24 protein-coding genes are annotated in these 24727 nt (G+C 61.1%); 13 read left to right on the top strand and 11 right to left on the bottom strand.

Annotated elements, in window-relative coordinates; all coding sequences use genetic code 11:
• Positions 1-132 precede the first annotated feature (132 nt).
• The 3 genes from J3P81_RS05290 (at position 133) to J3P81_RS05280 (ending at position 2018) form a co-directional block, all read left to right on the top strand.
• On the top strand, positions 133-477 hold the full coding sequence (locus tag J3P81_RS05290; protein ID WP_420764210.1) for a pilin assembly protein: 345 nt from the start codon (positions 133-135) through the stop codon (positions 475-477).
• A gap of 286 nt (positions 478-763) precedes the next feature.
• Positions 764-1177, top strand: coding sequence for a DUF4398 domain-containing protein (locus J3P81_RS05285; RefSeq protein WP_014336761.1), 414 nt, complete (start codon positions 764-766; stop codon positions 1175-1177).
• 49 nt (positions 1178-1226) lie between these two features.
• On the top strand, positions 1227-2018 hold the full coding sequence (locus tag J3P81_RS05280; RefSeq protein WP_420764209.1) for an OmpA family protein: 792 nt from the start codon (positions 1227-1229) through the stop codon (positions 2016-2018).
• A 186-nt stretch (positions 2019-2204) separates the two neighbouring features.
• Here the strand turns inward: J3P81_RS05280 and J3P81_RS05275 are convergent, their stop codons facing one another.
• From J3P81_RS05275 to J3P81_RS05240, 8 genes are all read right to left on the bottom strand, one after another.
• On the bottom strand, positions 2205-2534 hold the full coding sequence (locus J3P81_RS05275) for a hypothetical protein (RefSeq protein WP_434562501.1): 330 nt from the start codon (positions 2532-2534) through the stop codon (positions 2205-2207).
• Complete coding sequence (locus tag J3P81_RS05270; protein WP_434562499.1) at positions 2531-3436, bottom strand: alpha/beta hydrolase; 906 nt, start codon at positions 3434-3436, stop codon at positions 2531-2533. The genes J3P81_RS05275 and J3P81_RS05270 overlap by 4 nt, the downstream gene beginning before the upstream one ends.
• Positions 3437-3580: 144 nt before the next feature.
• Entirely contained in the window at positions 3581-4858 is a 1278-nt protein-coding gene (locus J3P81_RS05265) for a flavohemoglobin expression-modulating QEGLA motif protein (RefSeq protein WP_434562497.1), read from the bottom strand.
• A gap of 37 nt (positions 4859-4895) precedes the next feature.
• On the bottom strand, positions 4896-5450 hold the full coding sequence (locus J3P81_RS05260) for a hypothetical protein (protein WP_434562495.1): 555 nt from the start codon (positions 5448-5450) through the stop codon (positions 4896-4898).
• 89 nt (positions 5451-5539) lie between these two features.
• Complete coding sequence (locus J3P81_RS05255) at positions 5540-6256, bottom strand: TetR/AcrR family transcriptional regulator (RefSeq protein WP_420764204.1); 717 nt, start codon at positions 6254-6256, stop codon at positions 5540-5542.
• Between the two features lie 101 nt (positions 6257-6357).
• Complete coding sequence (gene lysS / locus J3P81_RS05250) at positions 6358-7860, bottom strand: lysine--tRNA ligase (protein ID WP_420764203.1); 1503 nt, start codon at positions 7858-7860, stop codon at positions 6358-6360.
• A gap of 107 nt (positions 7861-7967) precedes the next feature.
• Positions 7968-9063 (bottom strand): peptide chain release factor 2 gene (prfB, locus tag J3P81_RS05245; RefSeq protein ID WP_095963568.1). Its coding sequence is split into 2 segments (ribosomal slippage): positions 7968-8990 and positions 8992-9063, totalling 1095 coding nucleotides; the frame shifts between segments, so codons are not numbered across the junction.
• A 391-nt stretch (positions 9064-9454) separates the two neighbouring features.
• Positions 9455-10165, bottom strand: a complete 711-nt coding sequence (locus J3P81_RS05240) for a tellurite resistance TerB family protein (protein ID WP_420764202.1) — start codon at positions 10163-10165, stop codon at positions 9455-9457.
• Between the two features lie 185 nt (positions 10166-10350).
• Here J3P81_RS05240 and J3P81_RS05235 point away from each other — a divergent pair, with 185 nt between their 5' ends.
• The 9 genes from J3P81_RS05235 to J3P81_RS05195 all read left to right on the top strand — a co-directional run bounded on the left by J3P81_RS05235 (position 10351) and on the right by J3P81_RS05195 (position 19334).
• Positions 10351-11265 carry a LysR family transcriptional regulator gene (locus tag J3P81_RS05235; RefSeq protein WP_420764201.1) on the top strand — a complete coding sequence of 305 codons (915 nt, stop codon included), beginning with the start codon at positions 10351-10353 and terminating at the stop codon, positions 11263-11265.
• Positions 11266-11362: 97 nt separating this feature from the next.
• Positions 11363-12820 carry a gamma-aminobutyraldehyde dehydrogenase gene (locus J3P81_RS05230; protein ID WP_434562493.1) on the top strand — a complete coding sequence of 486 codons (1458 nt, stop codon included), beginning with the start codon at positions 11363-11365 and terminating at the stop codon, positions 12818-12820.
• 129 nt (positions 12821-12949) lie between these two features.
• Positions 12950-14101 (top strand): putative ABC transporter substrate-binding protein YdcS, encoded by a 1152-nt coding sequence (ydcS, locus tag J3P81_RS05225; protein ID WP_420764199.1) that lies wholly within the window; start codon positions 12950-12952, stop codon positions 14099-14101.
• A 202-nt stretch (positions 14102-14303) separates the two neighbouring features.
• Positions 14304-15341, top strand: coding sequence for an ABC transporter ATP-binding protein (locus J3P81_RS05220; protein WP_434562491.1), 1038 nt, complete (start codon positions 14304-14306; stop codon positions 15339-15341).
• Position 15342: 1 nt separating this feature from the next.
• Positions 15343-16290, top strand: coding sequence for an ABC transporter permease (locus J3P81_RS05215; RefSeq protein ID WP_420764197.1), 948 nt, complete (start codon positions 15343-15345; stop codon positions 16288-16290).
• Positions 16280-17092: an ABC transporter permease gene (locus J3P81_RS05210; RefSeq protein ID WP_434562489.1), complete on the top strand. Its 813-nt coding sequence runs from the start codon at positions 16280-16282 to the stop codon at positions 17090-17092. Before J3P81_RS05215 ends, J3P81_RS05210 begins: the two co-directional genes overlap by 11 nt.
• 146 nt (positions 17093-17238) lie before the next feature.
• Positions 17239-18663 (top strand): gamma-aminobutyraldehyde dehydrogenase, encoded by a 1425-nt coding sequence (locus J3P81_RS05205; protein ID WP_434562487.1) that lies wholly within the window; start codon positions 17239-17241, stop codon positions 18661-18663.
• A gap of 145 nt (positions 18664-18808) precedes the next feature.
• The gene (locus J3P81_RS05200; RefSeq protein WP_420764194.1) at positions 18809-19072 is read left to right on the top strand and encodes a CopG family ribbon-helix-helix protein; all 264 of its coding nucleotides are present in this window, start codon (positions 18809-18811) and stop codon (positions 19070-19072) included.
• The gene (locus tag J3P81_RS05195; protein ID WP_434562485.1) at positions 19035-19334 is read left to right on the top strand and encodes a type II toxin-antitoxin system RelE/ParE family toxin; all 300 of its coding nucleotides are present in this window, start codon (positions 19035-19037) and stop codon (positions 19332-19334) included. Before J3P81_RS05200 ends, J3P81_RS05195 begins: the two co-directional genes overlap by 38 nt.
• Positions 19335-19379: 45 nt before the next feature.
• Here J3P81_RS05195 and J3P81_RS05190 read toward each other — a convergent pair whose 3' ends face one another.
• Entirely contained in the window at positions 19380-19565 is a 186-nt protein-coding gene (locus J3P81_RS05190) for a hypothetical protein (RefSeq protein WP_434562483.1), read from the bottom strand.
• 359 nt (positions 19566-19924) lie between these two features.
• Here J3P81_RS05190 and J3P81_RS05185 point away from each other — a divergent pair, with 359 nt between their 5' ends.
• Positions 19925-21550: a glucan biosynthesis protein D gene (locus J3P81_RS05185; RefSeq protein WP_420764191.1), complete on the top strand. Its 1626-nt coding sequence runs from the start codon at positions 19925-19927 to the stop codon at positions 21548-21550.
• Positions 21551-21626: 76 nt separating this feature from the next.
• Here J3P81_RS05185 and J3P81_RS05180 read toward each other — a convergent pair whose 3' ends face one another.
• Together J3P81_RS05180 and recJ are read right to left on the bottom strand one after the other, a co-directional pair.
• Complete coding sequence (locus J3P81_RS05180; RefSeq protein ID WP_434562481.1) at positions 21627-22733, bottom strand: NADH:flavin oxidoreductase/NADH oxidase; 1107 nt, start codon at positions 22731-22733, stop codon at positions 21627-21629.
• Positions 22734-22997: 264 nt separating this feature from the next.
• Positions 22998-24707 (bottom strand): single-stranded-DNA-specific exonuclease RecJ, encoded by a 1710-nt coding sequence (recJ, locus tag J3P81_RS05175; protein ID WP_434562479.1) that lies wholly within the window; start codon positions 24705-24707, stop codon positions 22998-23000.
• Positions 24708-24727: the final 20 nt, after the last annotated feature.

Genomic DNA, 24727 nt, shown 5'->3' with positions numbered 1-24727 from the left:
GTGCCGATGCTGATCGTTTATGACAAGCGACGAAGGGACATTAAACCTTGTCGGACAAAGCTAGTCTCAAGATAAGCCACACAACGGCTTGTCACTGTCGCGCCTGCCATAAGCAGGGCTATTGAGGTCATCATGAAAATCCGTGAGCTTGCCCAGCATTGGGAAGAAAATGCCAAGGGTCGCCTGACCCAGACCGGCTACACGATTCATCTCGATGTAGAGGCCGCTGCGCGCCTGGCGGCCATCTGCGACATGTACCCCAAGCGCCAGCCCGAAGAACTGCTCGGGGAGCTGATCGGCGCCGCGTTGGAAGAGCTGGAAGCCAGCTTCCCCTACGTCAAGGGATCGCAAGTCGTATCGACCGATGAGGAAGGTGATCCGCTGTATGAAGACGTGGGCCCGACGCCACGTTTTCTCGCGCTGTCACGCCGTCATCTGCGCGAACTTTCCTCCCACAGCGACAAATCCAAACACTGATTGCCGCCCTTTCCAGCGTGCGAAATTCCAGCGCGGAGCCTGTCCCAGTCGCGCTGGAATACCGCTGCCCGCCTTGAAAGTTCAGCTTTTTGGCGCTTGACCAATCAGTCAGTATTTCTTTTGGCGAATGGCCATCCTTGCCTGAACTTTTGAAAAACGCCTCGGGTCACACCGAATAACCATACTGGAACGGCCGTTTAAAAAAACGCGCCCTGGCGCCAGCGCCAAAACAGACGTCACGGCTTCGGTCCCAGCATGGAATGGTGTTTTTTTCAGGAGTTTTCCAATGGAGTTGAAGCCTATGAATACCTGCACTGCCAAACCCTCATCCACTGGCCTGCGCGGCCTGAAGTTGGCTGCCCTGGCTATCGGTAGCAGCTTCATTCTGGCCGGTTGTGCCGGCAACCCACCTTCGGAGCAATACGCGGTCACGCAATCTGCGGTCAACAGCGCCGTCAGCGCTGGCGGCACCGAGTTTGCCGCCGTGGAAATGAAATCGGCCCAGGACAAGCTCAAGCAGGCCGAGATCGCCATGCACGACGAGAATTACGAAGAGGCCAAGCGTCTGGCCGAACAGGCCGAATGGGATGCCCGCGTCGCCGAGCGCAAGGCCCAGGCCGCCAAGGCCGAACAGGCCCTCAAGGATTCCCAGAAAGGGGTTCAGGAACTGCGTCAGGAAGGCATGAACAAGGTCCAGTGACCCGGTTCGAGCCACGACGCACTTCTCATTGATAAAAGGACGACAGACTATGACGCACAAACATTTCATGATGCCCGCCCTGCTTGCCGCCTGCGTAGCCCTGGCCGCTTGCTCCCACGATCCGAACGCGAACCTGGAACAGGCGCGCACCAACTACAACGGCTTGCAGGCCGACCCGGCGGCCACCAAGGTCGCGGCCCTGGAAACCAAGGACGCTGCCGATTTTCTCGCCAAGGCCGACAAGGCCTACATGGATAACGAGGACGAAGCCAAGGTCGACCAACTGGCCTACCTGACCAACCAGCGTGTCGAAGTGGCCAAGCAGACCATTGCCCTGCGCAACGCCGAAGCCGAGCTGAAAAACGCCGGTGACGAACGCGCCCGCGCACTGCTGGAAGCCCGCAACGCGCAGATCAAGCAGTTGCAGGACAGCCTCAACGCCAAGCAGACCGAGCGCGGTACGCTGGTGACCTTCGGCGACGTGCTGTTTGCCACCAACAAGTCGGACTTGCGTACCAGCGGCATGACTAACGTGAGCAAACTGGCGCAGTTCCTCCAGGAAAACCCGGATCGCAAGGTGATCATCGAAGGCTACACCGACAGCACCGGTTCGGACTCCTACAACCAATCGCTGTCCGAACGCCGCGCCAGCTCCGTGCGCACCGCCCTGGTGAAAATGGGCGTCGACCCGGCCCGCATCGTGACACAGGGCTACGGCAAGGAATTCCCGGTCGCCGACAACACCAGCGTCTCGGGCCGCGCCATGAACCGTCGCGTGGAGGTCACCATCTCCAACGACAACCAGCCCGTCGCCCCGCGTTCGACCATGAGCGCCAACTGATCGGTTGACTGCAACTCAAAAGCCCCGCCTGACTTCAATCAGGCGGGGCTTTTTTATGATCAAATTTATTAGGCTGCACACGATCCTTGTGGGAGCGAGCTTGCTCGCGATAGCGGAGTGTCAGGCACTATCAATGCTGCTGAACCACCGCTATCGCGAGCAAGCTCGCTCCCACAGGGGTCTCGCTTAAGGCTGAAGCTTTTGCGGGGTTTCCTCGCCCATGCAGCGCACCGCGCGCTTCTTCTCGTTGATCAGCACACCGGTCAGGCCTTTCTGTTCGGTGTCGAACAACACCAGCACGCCATCGATGCACTGGGCCACTTGCGGCGCCGGCTCCAGGGAAACCTTGTAGTCCTCCCCCGGAACGGTCTTGAGCATGGTGAACTCGTTGAGCAGCAACGCATCCTCGGGCTTGGCGAAATGCAGGTAGCCGTAGTACCAGAGCGCCGCGACGGTGCCGAGGATGCTGCAGATACCTGTGATTATCAGGGGGATGGCGTTACGTTCTTCGCTCATTGCGGATTCTCAGGTGATTCAACGGGTGATTTCGGGTAATTCGGAATTTCGCCCAGGCGGCGCAGGCCGTCAAAGTGCCGGGGGTCGTCGAGGTAGCGCAGCATCACGGTTCGCCAGGTTGGGTCGGCGAAGGTCTGCACATGCCCGCCACGGGTCAGTTGCAGCACCCGTGGCGGCGGCGCAGCTTGATACAAGCGGATGCCGTTGGAAAGGGGCACGATCGGATCGTCGAGGCTGTGGTAGATCAGTTTCGGTACGCCGTTCAATTGCGCGATCGAGCCGATGGCGCTGTCGCCGTCCGGCACCAGCCACGACAGCGGCACCTGGAGTGGCCAGGTCAGCCATGAGGTGCCAAGAGCGAAACGCCCTACATCACGATAACTGGCGGGCACGCCGTCGAGCACCAAGGCCTTGAGCTGCTGCTGGCGCTGCGGGTGCTCGACCAGGTAATGCACCGCCAGCGCGCCACCGAGACTCTGGCCGAGCAGCACCAACGGCTTGCCCCGCACTTCGGGCGCCTGGTCGAGCCAATTGAACGCGGCGTCGAGGTCCTGGTAGATCGCCGGCAGGCTCGGCTCGCCTTCGGAAACGCCATAGCCACGGTAATCGACCATCAACACCTGATAGCCCTGCTCCGGCAACCACCAGCTCCCGCCAAGGTGCCAAGCCAGGTTGCCACCATTGCCGTGAAGATGCAGCACCGTGCCCTTGACCTCTACACCCGGCTTCACCGGCAACCACCAGCCACGCAGCTTCAACCCATCGGCGGTGGTCAGGGTGACGTCGCGGTATTCAAGGTTGGCCCGCTCCGGGGTAAACGGCAGCCCGCGTTCGGGGTAGAACAACAGGGAGCTGCAACCGGTCAGGGCCAGCAGCAGGCACATGATGCCGAGGGTTCGCATCCGGTGAAGCCTCGCAAGTCAGAAGTGAACGCAGTCCCCTGTGGGAGCGAGCTTGCTCGCGATAGCGGTATGTCAGTCACAGCTGTATTGACTGTCCTGTCGCTATCGCGAGCAAGCTCGCTCCCACAGGGATTGTTGGTGTGGTTAAAGGATATTGGAATAATCCGCTTCGATCCGATCCAGGCTCAGGTGGTTCAAGAAGTTGGAGAAGCACATCCAGGCCGACAGCGCGTTCATGTCGCGAAATTGGTCGGGCAGGTACTTGGGCGGTACGACCAGGCCTTCATCCACCAACTGGCGCAACGTGCGCATGTCCTCCAGGGTGGTCTTGCCGCAGAACAGCAACGGAACCTGCTCCAGCTTGCCTTTGCGCACGGCCAGCTGAATATAGTTGTAAACCATGATGAAGCCCTTGAGGTAGGACAAGTCTTTGGTAAATGGCAGACCGGTCGGCACCGAACCACGGAAAACCCGACTGGCGTTGCCGTAGCTTTCGGCCATTTCAAAGCCCTGTTCACGGAAGAACTCGTAGACCTGCAGGAAATCGGCGCCCTCTTCCACCATATGAATGGCACGAGTGCGGTTGGTGAGTTTGCGCAAGCGACTCGGGTAAGACGCGAAGGTGATGATCTCCATCAGGATCGCCAGGCCTTCCTGGGTCACTGTCGACGAGGGCGGGCCCTTGGACAGGAAGGTGCAGATCGGCTGGTTCAGGCCGTTGAGGGTGGTGCCGACGTGCACCAGCCCTTCATGGACCTCCAGGGCGCGTACATCGCGCTCGTTGAACATCGCGTCGGTGCGGATCTTGATGTAGTCGGCGCCCGCTGCCGCGTCGGCCACGATCCCATCGGACTCGAACACGCGGATGGTTTCCTCGGCTTCGCCGAACACCCGGTTGAGGCGATGCTGCAACAGGCTCACGGCTTCCTTGGCGCTGAGGACCTTGGGCTCGTCCTTCAGGTCGCCACGGCCATCGATGTTGTTCAGGTAATCGGACAGCATCAGCCCCAGGTCGGCCAGGGTCGGGTCACCGGCGTGGAAGGCGTCGGACGCCGCGCCATACAGCTCCTGGGAAATCAGCCCGAAGTCCTCGGTGCCGCGCGCTTCGAGCATGCGCACCACCATGCGGTATTCCTTGCACATGCGGCGCATGATCTGGCCAACCGGGTTGAACTGCCCGAGTTGGCGGGTGATGTCGCGCTCGATGTTCTGAAACTCCAGCTTCACTTTGCTGGAATCGAACGACAGCGGTCGGTTGAGGTAATAGTCGCGGTCCACGGTGGGCATTTCCTTGCCCTTGGTCTTGAGAAACCCTTTGCGGATGTTCTCGTCCCACTTCACCGCGTCGAGGATTCGAATCGGCGTCTGCGCCAGCACAATGCGATCGGACAAGGTGCGTATCGTCTGCTGGTAATCGTCCACCCGGAACTCCTGTGAAAAAAACGTCCGCTTGTAGCAGTTATTGGGATTTGGCCAGTCGCTGATAGCGCACGGCTTCCGAGAACACGTCGGAATTGGCTGGGTCGTCGAGGTAGCTGAACACCTTGACCATGTCGCTGTCCACCAGCACGCCATCGCCCTCTTCGCTTGGGTTCGGCTGACCACTGAGGAGCTTCTGGCCGATGGCCTGGTTGATCTGTTCCATGTCCAGGTTGTAGACCACCAGTTCCTGTTTGTCGGTCAGTTCGAAACCGGCGATGACAAAATGTCCGCCATAGCGGGCCGGCACCTTGGCCGACAGGTACCAGCGGCTGCCGTGTCGGGAGACCGTCACGGGAATGGCTTCGCGCTCTCGGGGCTTGGCCCTGAAGTAGCTGATGGCCTGGTAGCGGTGCTTGCCGACTTGCGTCAGCTCCAGGTTCAACGGCTCGCCCCAGGCGTTGGTGCTGGTCCATTGGCCGAGCAGGCCCTTGGGCGCGGCTTCGCTGTCGGGCAACGGCGCCTTGAACGACACCAGGCACCCACTGAGCAGCAGCAACGACACGGCCAGTACAACGGCATGCCAGGCTTTCATTGGAACTCCCTATGGCTTCAGCGCTTTGTTTTTTGTGGCGAGGGAGCTTGCTCCCTCGCCACGGGGGACCTGTTGTACCCCAATAAGGGCTACACCGACGCCAGTACCAGGTGCATGTAGCGGGTCAGGATGCCGAGCATGTCTTCTTCAGCGACAGGCTCGGCGCCATTGAGCAAGCCCTGATATTCCATCCGACCGATAATCGCCGTCAACACTTTGGCATCCTGTTGCGGCTCGCGCGAGCCCAACACCTGGAAAAACTGACAGGTGCCATGGAGCAGGATTCGTTGATGAGAACGAACCAGTTCCGCCAGGCGTGGGTTGAGCAGCGCTTCCTGGCGGAAGGCCTGTTCGGCCATCAAATAGTCGCGACGACTCTGCAACTGATGCTGCACATAATCAGCGGTCATCCGCGCAATGTCGTCGGCCAATTGCGAGCGCGACTCGGCGCTGCCGTCCCCATAGGCGACCATTTCACGCAGCAGCCCCTCGTTGTTGGTCCACAGCTTGGCCATGAACGCCGCGCTGCGCTCCACGTACTGGGCGAAGGTATCGGTGAGCAGGTCGTCGATGTCCTTGAAGTAGTAAGTGGTGGCCGACAGCGGCACGCCCGCTTCGGCGGCCACCGCGCGGTGTCGCACGGCCCGCACGCCATCGCGCACGACGATGCGCATGGCCGCGTCGAGAATGTCCTGGCGGCGCTGTTCACTCCCCTGTCGGCTGGCCTTGCGACCCTGGTACTGAACACTTTCAGCGACAGCAGTGGCGACGCCCGCTGCACCTTCTGGAGCCATTGCACGATTCACGACAGGTGTTTCCTCGCTATTTCAGAAGTAACCAATTGATACGTTTGTACCAGACAGGCAATAAAAAGCCGCCCATCGAGGCGGCTTTTTGATTCAGACCATTACGCTTGGGGCCGCATGTGCGGGAAGAGGATCACATCCCGGATCGACGGCGAGTTGGTCAGCAACATCACCAGGCGATCGATGCCGATGCCTTCACCTGCGGTCGGCGGCATGCCGTACTCCAAGGCGCGGACGAAGTCGGCGTCGTAGTGCATGGCTTCGTCGTCGCCCGCGTCCTTGTCGGCTACCTGGGCCATGAAGCGCTCGGCCTGGTCTTCCGCGTCATTGAGCTCGGAATAGGCGTTGGCGATTTCCCGGCCACCGATGAACAGCTCGAAGCGGTCGGTCACGCTTGGGTCTTCGTCGTTGCGACGGGCCAGCGGCGACACTTCGAACGGGTACTGGGTGATGAAGTGCGGCTGCTCCAGCTTGTGCTCCACCAGCTCTTCGAAAATCATCACCTGCAGCTTGCCCAGGCCTTCGAAGCCGAGCACCTTGGCGCCGGCCTTCTTGGCGATGGCACGGGCCTTGTCGATGTCCTGCAGATCGGCGGCGGTGATCTCAGGGTTGTACTTGAGGATCGAATCGAACACCGACAGGCGCACGAACGGCTCGCCGAAGTGGAACACTTTGTCGCCGTATGGCACATCGGTGCTGCCCAGGACCAACTGCGCCAGTTCGCGGAACAGTTCTTCGGTCAGGTCCATGTTGTCTTCGTAGTCAGCATAGGCCTGGTAGAACTCGAGCATGGTGAACTCGGGGTTGTGCCGGGTCGAAACGCCTTCGTTACGGAAGTTGCGGTTGATCTCGAACACTTTCTCGAAGCCGCCGACCACCAGGCGCTTGAGGTACAGCTCCGGGGCGATACGCAGGAACATTTCCATGTCCAGGGCGTTATGGTGGGTTTCGAACGGCTTGGCCGCCGCGCCGCCAGGGATGGTCTGGAGCATCGGCGTCTCGACTTCCAGGAAGTCACGCTTCATCAGGAAGCTGCGGATGTGGGCGATGACTTGCGAACGCACGCGGAAGGTCTGGCGCACGTCTTCGTTGACGATCAGGTCGACGTAGCGCTGGCGGTAACGTTGCTCGGTGTCGGTCAGGCCGTGGTGCTTGTCCGGCAGCGGGCGCAAGGACTTGGTCAGCAGGCGCACGCTGGTCATTTCGACGTACAGGTCGCCCTTGCCGGAGCGGGCCAGGGTGCCTTCGGCGGCGATGATGTCGCCCAGGTCCCAGGTCTTGACGGCGGCCAGGGTTTCTTCCGGCAGGGTCTTGCGGTTGACGTAGACCTGAATGCGGCCGGTCATGTCCTGGATCACCATGAACGAACCACGGTTGAGCATGATGCGACCGGCAACCTTGACCGCAATCGCCGCCTCGGCCAGCTCTTCCTTGGTCTTGTCTGCGTACTTCTTCTGCAGGACGTCGCAATACGCGTCGCGGCGGAAGTCGTTGGGGAAGGCCTGGCCCTTCTCGCGCTCGGCAGCAAGCTTTTCCTTGCGCAGGGCGATCAGGGAGTTTTCTTCCTGTTGCAGGGCTTGCGGGTCGAGTTCTAGGTCGCTCATGTCTTTAAGGATTCCATCACAGGTTCGTTGCCCCCGGCCCCGGGCCGGAGTTTGCGGGCAGGCCTCGCTTGCGTGCAAGCGTGCCTGCCCACCGCGTGGGTGTCGCGTTACAGCCCTTGCTTGAGGCTGGCGATCAGGTATTCATCGATGTCGCCATCGAGCACTTTGTCGCAGTCGCTGCGTTCGATGCTGGTACGCAAGTCCTTGATCCGCGAGGCGTCGAGCACGTACGAACGGATCTGGTGACCCCAGCCGATGTCGGACTTGGTGTCTTCCAGTGCCTGGGACGCGGCGTTGCGCTTCTGCACTTCCTGCTCGTACAAGCGGGCCCGCAACATCTTCATCGCGGTGTCTTTGTTGGCGTGCTGGGAACGTTCGTTCTGGCAACTCACCACCGTGTTGGTCGGTACGTGGGTAATCCGCACGGCCGAGTCAGTGGTGTTTACGTGCTGGCCACCGGCACCGGAGGAGCGGTAGGTGTCGATGCGCAGGTCGGCCGGGTTGATCTCGATTTCGATGTTGTCATCGATTTCCGGAGAGACGAATACCGCCGAGAACGAGGTGTGGCGCCGGTTGCCGGAGTCGAACGGGCTCTTGCGTACCAGGCGGTGCACGCCGATCTCGGTCCGCAGCCAACCAAAGGCGTATTCGCCCTTGATGTGCACGGTGGCGCCCTTGATCCCGGCGACTTCGCCGGCGGACAGTTCCATGATCGTGGCGTCGAAACCGCGTTTGTCAGCCCAGCGCAGGTACATGCGCAGCAGGATGTTGGCCCAGTCCTGGGCTTCGGTGCCGCCGGAACCGGCCTGGATGTCCAGGTAGGCGTTGTTCATGTCCATCTCGCCGCTGAACATGCGACGGAATTCCAGCTTGGCGAGGTTCTCGTCCAGGCGAGTCAGTTCGGCGACGACATCGCCGACCGCGCCTTCGTCGTTCTCTTCGACAGCCATGTCCAGCAGGTCGCGACAATCGGCCAGGCCACTGGACAATTCGTCCAGGGTCTCGACGATCTGCGCCAGCGCAGAACGCTCGCGGCCCAGTTCCTGGGCGTAGGAAGGGTTGTTCCAGACATTCGGATCTTCAAGCTCGCGATTGACTTCGGTCAGGCGCTCATGCTTTTGATCGTAGTCAAAGATACCCCCGAATAGTTTCGGAGCGCTCGGACAGGTCCTTGATAGTGTTCAGGATCGGGTTGATTTCCATGGCGGGCAGCACTCGTTGGCGAACTTTTGAAAGCCGGCGAGTATAACGTAATCAAACGCCAGCGGCAGCCCGCCCGGCGGCTTTAGGGGCAATGAGATTCCGCGTACGCCCCCTGTGGCGAGGGAGCTTGCTCCCGCTGGCGCGCGCAGCGCCCCTGAAACCAGTTGGCTCGGTGTGTCAGGTTGACCGAGGGAGCCATTTTAGGGCTGCTGCGCAACCCAGCGCGATCAAGCTCCCTCGCCACGAAAAGCATCTTTCCCCCGCAAACCTATTTAACCCCCCACCCGATTGCCGGCCGGAAGGTCGGAGGATCAGCAGCGACGGCTGGGACTGATCCCGCAGCAACCTCCACAGGTATAGTTTCAACTCTTCCAATTACTCTACGAGCAGATCAGGCAGCCGCCTGGCGCACCTGCTTTTCCAGTTCCGCCTTCAACCCCGGCTCCAGCTTCAACTGCCGCGCCAGTTCGTCGAGGTAGGATTTTTCCATGAAATTCTCTTCGTCCACCAACATCACACTGGCGATGTACATCTCTGCGGCGATTTCCGGCGTGCTTGCGGCACGTGCCACGTCGGTGGGGTCCAGCGGTTTGTTGAGCTCGGCATGCAGCCAGTGTTGAAGCTCCTGGTCGTTATCGAGCTTGGTGAATTCGCCTTCGATCAACTGCCGCTCGCGGTCATCCACATGGCCGTCAGCCTTGGCCGCCGCGACCAGAGCCTTGAGGATCGCCTGGCTGTGTTGCTCGACTTGCGCCGCCGGCACGCGGTCCAGGGTCTGCGGCTCGGTTTTCGGCGCGTTGCCCTGTTGGGCCTGCCAATTGCCGTAAGCCTTGTAGGCAATCACGCCCAGGGCAGCCAGGCCACCATAAGCCAGCGCCTTGCCACCAAAATTGCGGGCTTTCTTGTTGCCCAGCAGCATGCCCATGGCGCTCGCCGCCAGCGCCCCGCCCCCCGCGCCGGACAGCATGCCGCCCAGGTTGCCGGAGCCGCCGAGCAACCCGCCCAGGCCGCTGGATGGCTTGCCTTGCGAACCGCCGGCCTTGTTCTGCAACATTTCCTGACCGGACTTGAGTAACTGATCGAGCAATCCACGGGTGTTCATTTGCCGCCTCCACGCATTCGGGTTAACCGGATCATAAGGCCCTCAGCCTAGAACGAAAGTGCCCTACTACCCCTGGTCACATTGCTTCGAGATGTTGCCTGGGCAACCAGAGTCTCGCCGGCAACATTCGATAAAAACGATATACACTACAAGGTCTCGATAAATCCGATCTCAGGATGTGCGTCATGATGACCCTGCGCCAGATCCGTCATTTCATCGCGGTGGCCGAGACCGGCTCGATCTCCGCCGCCGCGCAGACCGCATTCATCTCCCAATCGACCTTGACCCTGGCAATCCAGCAACTGGAAGAGGAAATCGGCGTCAGCCTGTTCAACCGCCACGCGAAAGGCATGACGCTGACCCATCAGGGACACCAGTTCCTGCGCCAGGCCCATCTGATTCTCGCCACGGTCGATAACGCCAAGCGTAGCCTGCAGCAAAGCACCGACCAGGTGGCCGGCCAGATCACCATCGGCGTGACCAGCCTGGTCGCCGGTTACTACCTGGCGGATCTCCTGACCCGTTTCCAGCGCGCCTACCCCAATGTGGCAATCCGGGTTATGGAGGACGAACGTCCCTACATCGAACATCTGCTGGTCAGCGGCGAGATCGATGTCGGCGTGCTGATCCTCTCCAACCTGGAAGACCGCCACGCCCTGCAGACCGAAGTGCTGACCCACTCACCCCATCGCTTGTGGTTGCCGGCGCAGCATCCGCTGCTTGAAAACGACAGCATCCACCTGGCGGATGTCGCCCGGGAACAGCTGATCCAATTGAACGTCGATGAGATGGACCGCAACGCGCAACGCCTGTGGCGCGGCGCCGGCCTGCAACCGCAAATCACCCTGCGCACAGCCTCGACCGAAGCGGTACGCAGCCTGGTGGCGGCCGGCCTGGGTGTTTCGATCCAACCGGACATGACCTACCGCCCCTGGTCGCTGGAAGGCGACATCATCGAGGCGCGCCCCATCGCCGACCTCAACCAGACGCTGGATGTCGGGCTGGCCTGGCGCCGGGGAACTGCACGCCCGGCCTCGGTCGACCCGTTCCTGGCGGTCGCTCGGGAACAATCCCATGGCGGACGCAAGCCATCGATTTAATCGAACGCAGCGTTGAGTATTTCGAATTTGTAGGCCTTGCGAGTGCGCACTAGTCTTGCTGAATCCTCAAGACCGCTGACAACTCGAGAAATAAAACATGGCTGGCACGCAAACCCCGTTGTGTACCGCGTTGTTGATCAACGGAGAATTGGCGGCCGGCGAGGGTTTTGTCGAGCCGATTCTCAACCCGGCCACGGGTGAAGTGGTTGCGCAAATCGCCGAGGGCAGTATCGAACAGGTCGAAGCCGCGATCCTCGCGGCTCATCACGCCTTCGGCGGCTGGTCACGTACCACGCCGCAACAACGCTCGAACCTGCTGCTGGAAATCGCCAGCGCCATCGAAAAAAATGCCGATCACCTGGCCCGTCTCGAATCCTTGAACTGCGGCAAGCCCTTGCACCTGGCTCGCCAGGATGATTTGAACGCCACGGTGGATGTGTTCCGTTTCTTTGCCGGCGCGGTGCGCTGCCAGACCGGCCAGCTCAGCGGTGAATACCTGCCGGGCTACACGAGCATGGTGCGCCGCGACCCGATCGGCGTGGTGGCCTCCATCGCGCCGTGGAACTACCCCATCATGATGGCGGCCTGGAAGATCGCCCCAGCCCTGGCCGCTGGCAATACCTTGGTGTTCAAGCCTTCCGAGCACACGCCGCTGTCGATCCTGGCCCTGGCGCCAATACTGGCCGAGATCCTGCCGCCCGGCGTCATCAACATCATCTGCGGTGGCGGCGAAGGCGTCGGCAACCATCTGGTCAGCCATCCGAAGGTGCGCATGGTCTCGCTGACCGGCGATATCGTCACCGGCCAGAAGATCCTTCAGGCGGCGGCGAAAACCCTTAAGCGCACGCATCTGGAACTGGGTGGCAAGGCCCCGGTGATTGTCTGTGACGACGCCGATCTCCAAGCGGTGATCGAGGGCGTGCGCACCTATGGTTATTACAACGCCGGACAGGATTGCACCGCCGCCTGCCGGATCTACGCCCAGGCCGGTATCCACGACCGGCTGGTGGCGGAACTCGGCGCGGCGGTCGGCAGCCTGCGCTTTGCCGGCAAGCGCGACGCCGACAATGAAATCGGTCCGCTGATCAGCGTGCGCCAGCGCGACCGTGTCGCCAGTTTTGTCGAGCGAGCCCTTGGCCAGCCGCACATCGAACGCATCACCGGTGCGGCGGTGCATTCCGGGGCCGGTTTCTACTATCAGCCGACGCTGCTGGCCGGCTGCAAGCAAAGCGACGAGATCGTCCAACGGGAAGTGTTCGGCCCGGTGGTCACCGTGACCCGCTTCGACGAGCTCAGCCAAGCGGTGGACTGGGCCAACGATTCGGAATATGGCCTGGCCTCCTCGGTATGGACCCAGAACCTGGACAAGGCGATGCAAGTGGCGGCACGGCTGCAATACGGCTGCACCTGGATCAACAGCCATTTCATGCTGGTCAGCGAGATGCCCCACGGCGGCTTGAAACGCTCGGGCTATGGGAAAGATCTGTCCAGCGACTCGCTTCAGGACTACAGCGTGGTGCGCCATATCATGGCCCGGCATGGCCGGGAGCTTTGAGCTGCGAGCTTTCAAGCCCTTCGCTGCCTTGCAGCTTGCGGCTCAAGGCTTGCAGCTAAGCTAAAACAATAACCAGCGACACGTTCTCAAAAAACTGCCCCGACCATAATTAAAGCAAGAGGGATTTCCATGTACGCGCACAAGACCGTATTGCTCAGTGCAATCACCACGGCGCTGCTGACCAGCGTCAGCGTCCAGGCCGCCGAACCGCTCAAGGCCATTGGTGCCGGCGAAGGCCAATTGGATATCGTCGCCTGGCCGGGCTACATCGAACGCGGTGAAAGCGACAAGGCCTATGACTGGGTCACCGGTTTCGAAAAGGAAACCGGCTGCAAGGTCAACGTGAAAACCGCCGCCACGTCCGATGAAATGGTCAGCCTGATGAGCAAGGGCGGCTATGACCTCGTCACTGCTTCGGGCGATGCCTCGTTGCGGCTGATTGCCGGCAAACGCGTGCAGCCGATCAACACCGCGCTGATCGCCAATTGGAAAAACCTCGACCCGCGCCTCAAAGACGCGCCGTGGTATGTGGTCAATCAACAGACCTACGGCACGCCCTACCAGTGGGGCCCAAACGTGTTGATGTACAACACCCAGGTATTCAAGCAGGCACCGACCAGTTGGAGCGTGCTGTTCGAAGCCCAGAACCTGCCCGACGGAAAGCCGAACAAGGGGCGCGTGCAAGCCTACGACGGCCCGATCTACATCGCCGACGCGGCGCTTTATCTCATGACCGCCAAACCTGAACTGGGTATCAAGGACCCGTACCAGCTCGACGAAACCCAGTACAAGGCTGTGCTCCAATTGCTACGGGCCCAGCAACCGTTGATTCACCGCTACTGGCATGACACCACCGTGCAGATGAGCGACTTCAAGAACGAAGGCGTGGTGGCGTCCGGCGCCTGGCCGTATCAGGTCAACGGTTTGATGAACGAGAAACAGCCAATCGCCTCGACCATTCCCAAAGAAGGCGCCACCGGCTGGGCCGACACCACCATGCTGCACGCCGAGGCCAAGCACCCCAACTGCGCCTACAAGTGGATGGATTGGTCGCTGCAACCGAAAGTCCAGGGTGACGTGGCCGCATGGTTCGGCTCCTTGCCTGCCGTGCCCGAGGCGTGCAAAGGCAGCGAACTGCTGGGCGCCGAAGGTTGCAAAACCAACGGCTTCGATCAGTTCGACAAGATCGCTTTCTGGAAAACGCCCCAGGCCGAGGGTGGCAAGTTCGTACCGTACAGCCGCTGGACCCAGGATTACATTGCGATCATGGGTGGGCGTTAACCGCAGCCCGACAGTGCTTTTGTGGCGAGGGGATTTATCCCCGCTGGGGCGCGAAGCGCCCCCAACACTGACGTCTCAGGGTATCAGGCAGATTGAGTCGCCTGCTTTGGGGCTGCCTTGCAGCCCAGCGGGGATAAATCCCCTCGCCACAGGTTCCTGCCCGACCGCTAGTACTTAGCCCCGTTTTGTGGAGCCCCGCACCATGACACTTGCAGTCCAGTTCACCCATGTGTCCCGTCAGTTCGGCGATGTGAAGGCCGTCGATCGGGTCTCCATCGACATCCAGGACGGCGAGTTCTTCTCCATGCTGGGCCCTTCCGGCTCCGGCAAGACCACCTGCCTGCGGCTGATCGCAGGCTTCGAGCAACCCAGCGCCGGTTCGATCCGTATCCACGGTGAAGAAGCCGTGGGTCTTGCGCCCTACCAGCGGGACGTGAATACGGTTTTCCAGGACTACGCCCTGTTCCCCCATATGAATGTGCGCGACAACGTGGCCTATGGCTTGAAAGTCAAAGGCGTCGCGAAGGCCGAGCGCATCAAGCGCGCCGACGAAGCCTTGGAGATGGTAGCCCTGGGCGGCTACGGCGAGCGCAAGCCGGTGCAACTTTCCGGCGGCCAGCGCCAGCGTGTCGCCCTGGCCCGTGCGTTGGTCAATCGCCCACGGGTATTGTTGCTGGACGAGCCGCTGGGCGCCCTCGACTTGAAGCTGCGTGAACAGATGCAAGGCGAACTGAAGAAGCTGCAACGGCAGCTGGGCATCACCTTCATTTTCGTTACTCATGACCAGACCGAAGCGTTGTCGATGTCCGATCGCGTGGCGGTGTTCAACAAGGGCCGCATTGAACAGGTCGATACGCCGCGCAACCTGTACATGAAACCGGCCACCACCTTCGTTGCCGAATTCGTCGGCACCTCCAACGTGATCCGCGGCGAACTGGCGCGACAACTGAGCGGTTATCCACAGCCGTTCTCGATTCGTCCGGAACACGTGCGTTTTGCCGAAGGACCGCTGGAGAGTCATGAAATAGAGGTCAATGGCCTGCTCCATGACATCCAGTACCAAGGCAGCGCGACACGCTACGAATTGAAGCTGGAAAACGGCCAGACCCTGAGCCTCAGCCAGGCCAACACCCAGTGGAGCGACAACGGCACCCGGCATCAGGCCGGCCAGCACCTGGCCGTGCGCTGGGCCCGCGAGGCGATGGTTGCCCTGCACGACACCGTCGGCAGCGAGGTCTGAGATGAGCACCTTGGCCATGACTCAAACAGCGACGCACGGCTCGGCGTTGCGGCGCTTTTCGAATCTGCTGTACCGACGACCGAATCTGTATCTGTCGATGCTGCTGGTGCCTCCGCTGATCTGGTTCGGCGCGATCTACCTGGGTTCGTTGCTGACCCTGCTCTGGCAGGGCTTCTACACTTTCGACGACTTCACCATGGCGGTCACGCCGGACCTGACCCTGGCGAATTTTTCAGCACTGTTTCAGCCATCGAATTTCGACATCATCGCTCGCACCCTGACCATGGCGATTGCCGTGTCCATCGCGAGCGCCCTGGTTGCGTTCCCGATTGCCTATTACATGGCGCGCCACACCAGCGGCAAGACCAAGGCGTTCTTCTACATCGCGGTGATGCTGCCGATGTGGGCCAGCTATATCGTCAAGGCCTATGCCTGGACGCTGTTGCTTGCCAAAGGCGGCGTGGCGCAATGGTTCGTCCAGCACCTGGGCCTGGGGCCGCTGCTGCAATGGGCGCTGGAGATTCCCGGCGTGGGCGGCAGCACGTTGTCCACATCGCACTTGGGGCGCTTCCTGGTGTTCGTCTACATCTGGCTGCCGTTCATGATCCTGCCGATCCAGGCATCCCTCGAACGCCTGCCGCCGTCGCTGCTGCAGGCCTCGGCGGACCTGGGCGCCCGTCCACACCAGACATTCATGCAGGTAATCCTGCCGCTGTCGGTCCCAGGCATCGCGGCCGGCTCGATCTTCACCTTCTCGCTGACCCTGGGGGATTTCATCGTGCCGCAACTGGTGGGCCCGCCGGGCTACTTCGTCGGCAGCATGGTCTACGCCCAGCAAGGCGCCATCGGCAACATGCCCATGGCCGCGGCATTCACGCTGGTGCCCATCGTGCTGATCGCCATCTATCTTTCCATCGTCAAGCGACTGGGGGCTTTCGATGCACTCTGACTCTCGAGCGTCATGGGGCCTGCGCATCGCGGCATGGGGCGGGCTGGTGTTCCTGCACTTCCCGATCCTGATCATCTTCCTATATGCCTTCAACACCGAAGACGCCGCGTTCAGCTTCCCGCCCAAGGGCCTGACGTTGAAATGGATTAGCGTGGCCTTTTCGCGCCCGGACGTGCTGGAAGCGATCAAGTTGTCGTTGCAAGTGGCGGCTGTCGCCACGCTGATCGCCATGGTGCTCGGCACCCTGGCCTCGGCGGCGCTGTATCGCCGGGACTTCTTCGGCAAACAAGGCATTTCCCTGATGTTGATCCTGCCGATTGCCCTACCGGGGATCATCACCGGCATTGCGCTGTTGGCGACCTTCAAGAGCCTGGGCATCGAGCCGGGGATGTTCACCATCATCGTCGGCCACGCAACCTTCTGCGTGGTGATCGTCTACAACAACGTCATCGCCCGCCTGCGCCGCACGTCCCATAGTCTGATCGAAGCCTCGATGGACCTGGGCGCCGACGGCTGGCAGACCTTTCGCTACATCGTCCTGCCCAACCTGGGATCGGCCCTGCTGGCCGGAGGGATGCTGGCGTTTGCCTTGTCGTTCGATGAAATCATCGTCACCACCTTCACCGCCGGCCACGAGCGCACCTTGCCGCTCTGGCTGCTCAACCAGCTCAGCCGCCCTCGCGACGTCCCAGTAACCAATGTGGTGGCGATGCTGGTGATGTTGGTCACGATGTTGCCGATCCTCGGCGCGTATTACCTGACCCGTGGTGGCGAAAGCGTGGCGGGGAGCGGTGGGAAATAGATTCGCCGCCAAAATGAATATCCCCTGTGGGAGCGAGCCTGCTCGCGATGACTGACCAGCGCTCAACACAGATGTCGGCTGCAAGGACGCCTTCGCGAGCAGGCTCGCTCCCACAGAAAAGCACTAACGTTCAAGAGGACATGGACATGCAAACCAAACTGCTTATCAACGGCCACCTCGTCAACGGCGAGGGCCCTGGCCAGGCCGTTTTCAATCCGGCCCTGGGCCGGGTGCTGGTGGAAATCAACGAAGCCAGCGAGGCCCAGGTCGATGCCGCGGTCCGCGCTGCCGACAACGCCTTCGAATCCTGGTCGCAGGTGCCGCCCAAGGACCGTTCCCTGTTGCTGCTCAAGCTGGCGGACGCCATCGAGACCCATGGCGAGGAACTGGCGAAACTGGAATCGGATAACTGCGGCAAACCGTTCAACGCCGCGCTGAACGACGAAATCCCGGCAATCGCCGACGTGTTCCGCTTCTTTGCCGGCGCCAGTCGCTGCATGAACGGCTCGGCGGGCGGCGAATACCTGCCGGGCCACACCTCGATGATCCGTCGCGACCCGGTGGGCGTCATCGCGTCCATCGCACCGTGGAATTACCCGTTGATGATGGTTGCCTGGAAAATCGCCCCCGCCCTGGCCGCCGGCAACACGGTGGTGCTCAAGCCGTCGGAGCAGACGCCGCTGACAGCGTTGCGCATGGCGGAATTGGCATCAGAGATATTTCCGGCGGGCGTGCTCAACGTGATCTTCGGCCGCGGGCAAACCGTGGGCAACCCGCTGGTCACCCACCCGAAAGTGCGCATGGTATCCCTCACAGGCTCCATCGCCACTGGCTCGAACATCATTTCCAGTACCGCCGACAGCGTCAAACGCATGCACATGGAGTTGGGCGGCAAGGCCCCGGTGATCATTTTCGATGATGCCGACATCGACGCTGCGGTGGAAGGCATCCGCACCTTCGGCTTCTATAACGCTGGCCAGGATTGCACCGCCGCTTGCCGCATCTACGCCCAGCAAGGGATCTACGACAAGTTTGTCGAGAAACTCGGCGCCGCCGTCGCCAGCATCAAGTACGGTCTGCAGAACGAGCCCGACACCGAGATGGGGCCGCTGATCACTGCCCAGCATCGTGACCGAGTGGCCGCCTTCGTCGAGCGAGCCATCGCCCAGCCCCACATCCGCCTGGTCACCGGGGGCAAGGCGGTAGAAGGCAACGGTTTCTTTTTCGAACCGACAGTGCTGGCCGATGCCCAGCAGGATGACGAAATCGTCCGGCGCGAAGTCTTCGGCCCGGTGGTGTCCGTCACGCCGTTCCTTGATGAAGCGCAAGTGTTGGCCTGGGCCAACGATTCGGACTACGGACTGGCCTCATCGGTATGGACCACCGACATCGGCCGCGCCCATCGCCTCTCGGCGCGGCTGCAATACGGCTGCACCTGGGTGAATACCCACTTCATGCTGGTCAGCGAAATGCCCCATGGCGGTCAGAAACGTTCTGGCTACGGCAAGGACATGTCCATGTATGGGTTGGAGGATTACACAGTGGTGCGGCATGTGATGTTCAAGCACTGATGTAAAGACAACGTTGGCAACACATGCCCATGCCCGCCCCGCGCTCGTCCTGCTAAGGTTTTCGTCGATCGGTGCACGCCGCCGGTTGACGGAGATTCTGGCAGCGCCTAGGGTGTCTACAATGTATACATCCAGGAGATGAACCATGGCCTCGCCCGTTTTGTCCTTTCGTGTCGAGGAAGGTCTGGCCCAGCAATTGGACTTGCTGGCTGCCGCCACCGACCGCGACCGTCAATATCACCTCAAGCGTGCATTGGTTCGATATGTGGAAGCCGAATCGTGGCATCTGCAAGCGATCAGCGAAGGCATGGCGGATGCCGATGCTGGACATCTGACCGACCTGGACGCCGTGAAGGCTAAGTGGGCAAAGCGTGCCGAGCATCGTACTGACCGACAAAGCACAGAGTGACCTCGACTCGATCCATGAATATTACTCCCACGCTATCGGCCCGGACGATGCTGATGAGGTCGTCCTCACGATCCTTGAAACGTTGCAGCAACTGCAGCGTTTTCCTGGCTCGGGTCGTCCCTCACCTGCTCCCGATATCCGAGAGCTGGTGCTGACGCGCTATCCGTTTTTTGCGCCTTACCGACTCTTGCATGGGCAACTGCAGGTCCTGCGAGTATTGCACCAGCGCACCGAGCGCCCCCAGGAATGGTCAGAGCAGTAACGCCGACTAACACCTCCCGACCCAGCCGCCGATCTCCATCGGTATTCAAAATCGCGAAACACTGCGCATCGCATCCAGCAGGTAGCGCATGGCGATCCGGTCGCTTTCCGACAGCTCCCGGTACCGTTCGACCAATCTCAATTCTTCCCGGCTGAGCCGGCGTTTCTTGCGCGCGTTGATCAGGCCCGGGAAGACTCCCAGCATTTCGGTAAGGCCCTGTATTTTCGTCATGACTTGTCCTTCTGTTACGTCGAGTTGACCTGATAGCGCCCGGTGAACCGGTTACATCGTCCTTCACACTCAAGAATAGGGAGGATTCATCGGGTGAAAAGGGAGTTTTAGAGTAATTAGTCAAAAAAACCCAAAATGTTCATAAAAAAGGAAATAACTGTAAGAAATTTTGACCAGGTCACGCTTTCCTGTCTCTCCAAGCTCGCATTTCCCCTATGATTTTGCGCCTCGGTGAACCGATCCAGCTCTCAGGTATCTGTTCTTACGTTCGTCGCGTTTGGCCAAAGGCATGTCCGAACTCCTTTTTCAATCTCTGTTGCCAGGATCGGCTCGGGATTGCTTTGATTAAGGTTGTATTTATGCACCGCAGGAATTTGCTCAAGGCCTCCATGGCCTTTGCCGCCTACACCGGGCTATCGGCGTCGGGACTCATGGCCGCACGCGCCTGGGCCGCTGACCAGACCGCCGACGGCGAAGCCCGTCCCTTCGATTTCAAAGGGCTGAAGGATCAGGCCCGGCGGCTGGCCGAGAGCCGCTACGTCGACACCAAGCAAGTCCTGCCACCGACCCTGGCCCAGATGTCGCCGCTGCAGTTCAATGCCATCCGGTACGACGCCAACCACTCCCTGTGGAATGAGCTGGACGGGCAACTGGACGCACAGTTCTTCCATGTCGGCATGGGTTTCAAGCAGCCGGTTCGCATGTACAGCGTCGACCCGAAGACGCGTATGGCCCGTGAGGTGCATTTCCGCCCAGAGCTGTTCAACTACGAAAAGACCACGGTCAATACCTCGCAATTGACGGGTGACCTGGGCTTCGCGGGTTTCCGGGTGTTCAAGGCACCGGAGCTGGACCGGCACGACATCGTTTCATTCCTGGGGGCCAGCTATTTCCGCGCCGTCGATGCCAGCGGCCAGTACGGGCTGTCTGCCCGGGGCTTGGCCATCGACACCTATGCGAAGAAGCGCGAGGAGTTTCCGGATTTCACCAAGTTCTGGTTCGAAACCCCGGACAAGAACAGCACCCGTTTCGTGGTCTACGCCCTGCTCGACTCGCCCAGCGCCACCGGCGCCTATCGTTTCGATATCGATTGCCAGCCGACCCGGGTCGTCATGGAAATCGATGCGCACATCCATGCCCGTACCGCCATTGAGCAACTGGGCATCGCACCGATGACCAGCATGTTCAGCTGCGGCACGGTCGAGCGGCGCATGTGCGACACCATTCACCCGCAAATCCACGACTCCGACCGGCTGGCCATGTGGCGCGGCAACGGCGAATGGGTCTGCCGCCCGCTGAACAACCCCGCCACCCTGCAATTCAACGCGTTCGCCGACAAGAATCCGAAAGGCTTCGGGCTGGTGCAGACCGACCATGACTTCGACAGCTACCAGGACACCGTGGATTGGTACAGCAAACGTCCGAGCCTGTGGGTCGAGCCTACGACCGCATGGGGAGAAGGCTCAGTCGATCTGTTGGAAATTCCTACAACCGGCGAAACCCTGGATAACATCGTCGCGTTCTGGACCCCGAAAAAACCCGTCGCCGCCGGTGATTCGCTGAACTACGGCTACAAGCTCTACTGGAGTGCCTTGCCACCCGTGAGCACCGACCTGGCGCGTGTCGATGCCACCCGCTCCGGCATGGGCGGCTTCATCGAAGGCTGGGCACCCGGCGAGCATTACCCGACCGTCTGGGCGCGGCGCTTTGCCGTGGACTTCACGGGCGGTGGCCTCGACCAGTTGCCACCGGGCACCGGTATCGAACCGGTCGTGACCTGCTCCCACGGCGAGGTCAAGGACTTCAACGTGTTGGTACTGGACGCGATCAAGGGCTACCGCATTACTTTCGACTGGTACCCGACCGACGATCGCGTGGACCCGGTAGAGATGCGGCTCTTCCTGCGTTCCAAGGACCGCACGTTGAGCGAGACCTGGCTGTACCAGTATTTCCCGCCGGCGCCGGATCGGCGTAAGTATCCCTGAACCAACTCTGGACACCCGATAAACAAAAAACAAAAAGCCCCGGCCAATGACCGGGGCTTTTTGTTTCATCGCCAATTCAGTCCCGAAGATCCGACTCATGGATCGGCTGGTCCCGATGCGTCGCCCGCTGGTACTGCGCCGGCCAAGTGGCCTTGCGCCCACCCAAGTCATCATCGGCATGCAAGGCCCAATACGGATCGCGCAACAATTCCCGGGCGAGGAAGATGATATCGGCCTGGCAGGTGCGCAGGATGTGCTCGGCCTGGGCCGGCTCGGTAATCATGCCCACGGTGCCGGTGGCAATCTCCGACTCCTTGCGTACCCGCTCGGCGAAGCGGGTCTGATAACCCGGGCCGGTGGGAATTTCCGCATTCGCGGCGGTTCCGCCCGACGACACGTCAATCAAGTCCACCCCCAACATCCTGAATCGTCGCGCCAGTTCCACGGTTTCGTCCGGGTTCCAACCGTCTTCGACCCAGTCGGTGGCGGAGACGCGAACGAACACCGGTAGTTCTTCTGGCCACACCGCCCTCACCGCTTCAGTCACTTGCAGCACCAGCCGGATACGGTTTTCGAACGACCCGCCGTATTGATCGCGGCGCTGGTTGCTCAAGGGCGACAGGAACTGATGCAGCAGGTAACCGTGGGCCGCATGGACCTCGACCACCTTGAAGCCTGCGGTCAGGGCACGCTTGGCCGCGTCCACGAATGCCTGGATCACGCCAGCGATCTGCCCCTCGTCCAATTGCATCGGCTGGGTGTGTTGTGGGTCGAAGGCGATTGGCGAAGGACCGACCGGCACCCAGCCGCCCTCCTCCGGCTTGACGCTGCCATGCTTGCCCAACCAGGGCCGCCAGGTACTTGCCTTGCGACCTGCGTGCGCCAGCTGGATGCCGGGGACGGCCCCTTGGGCGGTGATGAAACGGGTGATGCGTTGCAGCGCCGGGATTTGCTCATCGTTCCACAACCCAAGGTCCTGGGCGGTGATACGGCCGTCCGCGGTGACTGCGGTGGCTTCGGTGAACACCAGTCCGGCGCCGCCCACGGCGCGACTGCCAAGGTGTACCAGGTGCCAGTCGTTGGCCAGGCCATCGACGCTCGAGTATTGGCACATCGGCGAAACCGCGATGCGATTGGGAAGGGTCAGTTGGCGAAGGGTATAGGGTTCCAGCAGCAGACTCATGGGGCACCTCTCGAATCAGTGGGCAGGCTCCAGGGTTCTGTTTGAAAAGTCGACGAGTGACAAAAAGGTACAACACCCGCCCCCGCGGGCAAAAAATCCGACAAGACGTCACAAGGGCTATCAAGCAGTGCTTAGAGACTAGTCGACAACTTCGAAGGAGGGAGGGTTCCGATTCCAAAAACCGACCCTGGGCGGCCAAGCTGTTTGCCTGGGTCTTGTGGCAAGCGAGCTTGCTCCCTCGCCACAGGTTTCGCTTGGGTTCTGCTATCGCGGCTCGATATGGGCGATCATCAGTTGCACCGTTTCCTGGCCACGAAACTCGTTGAGGTCAAGCTTGTAGGCCAGTTCCACCCAGCGCACAGTCGGGTTCGGCCAGATCTCACGGTCGATGCCAAAGGCGATGCCATCGAGCTTCAGCGAGCCGCACTCACTTTTGAGAACAACCTTCAAGTGACGTTCGCCCACCACTCGCTGCTCGACCAACTGGAAAACACCGTGGAACACTGGCTCCGGGAAATGCTGGCCCCACGGTCCCGCATGGCGCAGTGCCCGGGCCAGTTCCAGATGGAATTCCTCGACCGCCAGGGTGCCGTCCGACAGCAGTCGTCCAGTCAGGTCCTCCTCACGCAGTTGCCTACGTACTTCAGCGTCGAATGCCTCGGCGAACAACGGAAAATTCGCCTCGGGCAATGTCAGCCCCGCCGCCATGGCGTGGCCGCCGTATTTGCTGATGAGGGTTGGATGCTGTGCCGCAACGACACTCAGGGCATCGCGGATATGGAAGCCCGGCACTGAACGACCGGAGCCCTTCAGAAGACCGTCGCCGGCATCGGCGAAAGCGATGGTCGGACGGAAATAACGCTCCTTCATGCGCGAGGCGAGGATACCGATCACGCCTTGGTGCCATTGCGGGTCGAACAGACACAAGCCGAACGGCATCGACTCCACCGGCAGGTCCTTGAGCTGAGCCAGGGCTTCACGCTGCATGCCCTGCTCAATGGATTTGCGATCCTGGTTCATGCCGTCCAGCTGGGCCGCCATCTCACGGGCCAGCGTTGGGTCGGCGGTCAGCAGGCATTCGATGCCCAGGCTCATGTCGTCCAGGCGTCCCGCCGCATTCAGTCGTGGACCGACGATGAAACCCAGGTCCGTGGAGGTGATGCGCGACGGATCGCGCTTGGCCACTTCCAGGATGGCCTTGATCCCGGGACGCGCGCGGCCAGCGCGAATACGCTCCAGACCCTGATGAACCAGGATCCGGTTGTTGGCGTCCAGGGGCACCACGTCGGCCACGCTGCCCAGCGCCACCAGGTCCAGCAGCTCACCAATGTTCGGCTGGGGCGTGCTGGCATACCAGCCCAGGCCGCGCAGGCGCGCCCGCAGCGCCATCAGTACATAAAAAATCACCCCGACGCCCGCCAAAGCCTTGCTTGGGAATTCGCAGCCCGGCTGGTTCGGGTTGACGATGGCATCGGCCTGCGGCAACTCCAACCCAGGCAAGTGGTGATCGGTAACCAGCACCTTCAGGCCCGCCGCCTTGGCCGCCGCCACGCCTTCCACGCTGGAAATGCCGTTGTCCACGGTGATCAGTAACTGTGGCTCGCGTGTCAGGGCGACTTCGACGATCTCCGGCGTCAAGCCATAGCCGTATTCGAAGCGATTGGGCACCAGGTAATCGACATGAGCCGCGCCCAGCAGCCGCAGGCCCAACACACCCACGGCACTGGCCGTCGCGCCGTCGGCGTCGAAGTCGCCGACAATCAGGATCCGCTGGCGTTGCTCCAGCGCGGTCACCAGCAGATCCACCGCGGCGTCGATCCCCTTGAGCCGCTGGAACGGAATCAAGCGCGCCAGGCTCTTGTCCAGTTCGGCCTCGGACTGCACGCCGCGTGCTGCGTACAGGCGGGTCAACAGGGGCGGCAGGTCACCGAGGAACGGTAGGGTGTCGGGCAGTTGGCGGGGTTCTATGCGCATGGGGGACGGACATTTCTCTA

The sequence above is a fragment of the Pseudomonas sp. R1-6 genome (genome assembly GCF_051132115.1).
Lineage (GTDB): Bacteria > Pseudomonadota > Gammaproteobacteria > Pseudomonadales > Pseudomonadaceae > Aquipseudomonas.
The sequence above is the reverse complement of the archived record's forward strand: the minus strand, read 5'-3'. Positions and strand labels throughout refer to the sequence as shown.